Consider the following 3,444-nt stretch of genomic DNA (forward strand, 5'->3'; position numbering starts at 1 on the left):
CTTCATGAGTGCGGCATTGGCCAGTTTCGCTTCGGCGAGATCGCCACGAAGCAGCTCCGCCTTCCGGCGTTCGTCGTCGAGCATGCCGCTCGCCTGCGCCAGTGAAGCCTTGGCCGTGGCGCGATCCTCGGCGGCCTCGGTCTGAAGCTGTTCAATTTGGACGCGCGCTTGCGATAAATCGCGCGCCTGCCTTTGGGCCTGCTCCTGCTCGAGATGAGCAGCGGGCATCTCCTCAAGGACATAGCTGGTGGCCTCGCTCAGCATCGTGCGGGCATCTCCCGCAATGCGCCGCAACGCGTCAAGAGTGCGGGCCGCCGCGAGTTCATTGCGCAACCGCTCCTCGCGCGCGTCATCGGCAGCTGCCATGCTTGCCCTCAGCGTGTGGATCTGCTTGCTCGCCTCGAGGAGCGCTCCCTGCAGAGCGGCGCTCCTGGTACGCTCGCCTTCCGCCGCCCGGTGCTCCTGGTCGGCCAATTGTCTCGCAGCGGCAGCCTGAGCACGATCCGTGCCGGCTTGCGCCTGGTTAGCCGTGAGATCCGGGCCAAGCAATTCGGCACTCGCCTGAGGTCCTAACGGGCGCGAAAGGGCTCGATGGGCCTGGTCTTGGGTTTGCGAGATGGCGGAAGCGCTTTCGACCCAGATTTGTCTCGTCATCGCATAGCCAATCGGCGCGGCCAGACAAATGGCGGCGAGACCCAAGCGCGATACAAGAACGATCGGCCTGCGAACGACAGGGTTTGAGGCAGGCGCCATGGCCGGGTCGGGATCTCCCATCTGCGCTGTGAAATTCAAACCGCGATCCGCAGCATAGGCCAACGGAGCAATTTTTGGCGGTGAAGCTCTATGGCGCAATTGGTCCCATGCCGACCCGCAAATCCGCTTCCCACGTTCCGCGATCGCGCTGATGGATGCTGCAAGCCGGCCAGACTGCACACTGTTCGGTGCAGGAGCACCGGTCACTAACGAGCTCCCGCTGGGTTCGGATGTCGCGGCGAAATGCTCGATTCGCACTCCGAACCGAGAGTAGTTGGTATTTTGAGCCCGAACATCCAGGCCGACCGCATGCAAGGGGTTGGCAGCCTTGGAAGAAGCAGGTCCGGCGACAAGTCCGGCCGGGCTTTCCCATTCCCAAGAAGCCTCGTCGGCGATACCGGATCTGCCTTCGTCAAACGCTGCAAGGCGGCGTCGTCGCACCGCGGCAAGGATACGCCGGAGCACAAGATAGACGCCCACCGATGCAAGCGTCACCACTGCGATCAGAATGGCCAAATTTACGTCGTTTGCATACATTTCGGCAAGATAATTTGGCATTGCCGTGCCCGTGCGTTCTGGGGTGTATCGTCAAGTTCGTAAAGCGATGTCTGGTCATCCGCCTTGGCTTTGGCCAAGGCTTACCGCCCTCGAAACGTCGCTTTCGTCGGGATCCTTCTGGTACTTGCGAATTGTTGCGGATGGCGGGGCGCCGGTCGCGCGCTGATAGATCGCCGCAGTTGATATTCCTTGGCGGGCAATGCCCGACCAAGGACACATGCGGGGCCCTGAGACGCCGATTTGCGCCTCTGCATATCAACCTCGCGAGAGTTCGCCGGTGCGGACAAGCCACTTCCCGGCTCTTGACTGTCCATCATGAACTTAAGCTAGGTCACAGCGCACCACGGTCAACCATCACCTCGCAATGATCCTGCCGGCAGCCTTCGGCCAGACAAAAGGGCCATTGTAGTGCCCGCTCTTCGGAGCGAAGCTGGATTGTTCGGCGATGCATTCCCGGCGAAATTAGAATTCGTCGTACTGTTTCGCGAAAAGTACGACGTCAGTTGCTAAGCTGGTGAAAATGCGTGGTGATCCCGACAGGAATCGAACCTGTGACCTACAGATTAGGAATCTGCCGCTCTATCCTACTGAGCTACGGGACCACGCGGCCAGACACATAGCCGCTTCGGATCGTTTCGCCAAGAGGCCGGCCGATGGCAATTCGGCCGGCTTTGCGCTGCCGTCGTCAGGCGGCCAGCGCGGTTTCCGCCAGTTTCACCCAGTAGCTCATGCCGTGCGGGATGACCTCGTCGTTGAAGTCGTAGGCCGGGTTGTGGAGACCGGCGGTGTCGCCATTGCCGATGAAGATGAAGGCGCCGGGGCGGGCTTCGAGCATGTAGGAGAAATCCTCGCCGCCCATCACCGGCTGGATGCCGCGGTGGACATGGGCGTCGCCGGCGACACTCATCGCGACATCACCGGCAAACACCGTCTCTTCCGCGTGGTTGAAGGTCACGGGATAATTTGCCTGGTAGTCGACCTCGATCTTTGCCCCGAACGCGGTCGCCAGCCCGTCGCATATGCTGCGGATGCGCTCTTCGGACTTCTTGGCGATCTCCTTGCGCAAGGTGCGCACGGTGCCGGCGATTTCAGCGGTTTCGGGGATGATGTTGTAGGCGTCACCGGCGTGGAACTTGGTCACCGACACCACCACGGCCTCGACCGGATCGGTGCTGCGCGAGGCGATCGTCTGCAAGGCGCCGACCAGTTGGCTGGTGATGACGATCGGGTCGATCGTGCCGTGCGGCATCGCCGCGTGGCCGCCCTTGCCGCGCACGGTGATGGTGAACTCGGCGGTCGCCGCCATGATCGGGCCCGGGCGGATGGCGAACTGCCCGACGGGCAGGCCCGGCATGTTGTGCATGCCGAACACCCTTGAGATGTCGAAACGCTCCATCATGCCGTCCTTGACCATCTCGTTGCCGCCGCCGCCGCCCTCTTCGGCCGGCTGGAAGATCACCGCCACGGAACCGGTGAAGTTGCGCGTCTCGGCGAGGTATTTGGCCGCGCCCAGCAGCATCGCCGTGTGGCCGTCATGGCCGCAGGCGTGCATCTTGCCGGGGATGGTCGAGGCGTAGGATTTGCCTGTGATCTCGTTGAGCGGCAGCGCGTCCATATCGGCGCGCAGGCCGATGGTGGGGCCTTCGCCCTGGCGGCCGCGGATGACGCCGACGACGCCGGTCTTGCCGAGGCCGGTGACCACATCGTCGCAGCCGAAAGCCTTCAGCTTCTCGGTGACGAAGGCGGCGGTCTTGAAGACGTCGAAGTTCAGTTCTGGCGTCTGGTGCAGATGCTGGCGCCAGCCGGCAACTTCGTCCTGCATTTCGGCGGCACGGTTCAGGATTGGCATGATGGTTCCATCTCGCTGTTGGGACAGGCGGGTGTCGTCCGCTGCCTTGCAATTGTGATCGCCAGGCACTTTGCCATCTTGGCGTCACATAGGGTAAATAGCACCGCAACGATGCGGTCCGGTTTTTGAGGGTCGGACCAATCATGCTGGCGATCGCGTAACGAAATCTTACGGAGCCAGGGGCGACTACGGCAAGAGGCGATTTCGGATTTGATCATGCGGTACAGGCATTTCCTCAAACTATTCTCGGTTGGCACAATCGCGCTGTCGGTCGTGGCCGGGCC

2 protein-coding genes, 1 tRNA gene and 1 pseudogene are annotated in these 3,444 nt (G+C 62.1%); all 4 read right to left on the minus strand.

Annotated elements, in window-relative coordinates:
- Nucleotides 1–1,311, minus strand: a pseudogene (locus tag EN906_RS38525) (hypothetical protein); the annotation flags it as partial.
- Between the two features lie 525 nt (nt 1,312–1,836).
- Nucleotides 1,837–1,913: transfer RNA gene (locus EN906_RS27470), tRNA-Arg, on the minus strand.
- Between the two features lie 83 nt (nt 1,914–1,996).
- Nucleotides 1,997–3,160, minus strand: coding sequence for a M20 aminoacylase family protein (locus EN906_RS27475; RefSeq protein WP_127266677.1), 1,164 nt, complete (start codon nt 3,158–3,160; stop codon nt 1,997–1,999).
- Nucleotides 3,148–3,444 (minus strand): hypothetical protein (locus EN906_RS37825; RefSeq protein WP_206529180.1); only part of this gene is annotated, 297 nt, incomplete at its 5' end. The genes EN906_RS27475 and EN906_RS37825, both read right to left, overlap by 13 nt.

Origin of the sequence: Mesorhizobium sp. M7A.F.Ca.CA.004.06.1.1 (genome assembly GCF_003999135.1) — a bacterium.
Classification (GTDB): Bacteria; Pseudomonadota; Alphaproteobacteria; order Rhizobiales; family Rhizobiaceae; genus Mesorhizobium.

Bases quoted from the DNA above. Each gene is read 5' to 3' on its own strand.
- EN906_RS27475 (WP_127266677.1), bottom strand. From the start codon at position 3,160: ATGCCAATCCTGAACCGTGCCGCCGAAATGCAGGACGAAGTTGCCGGC.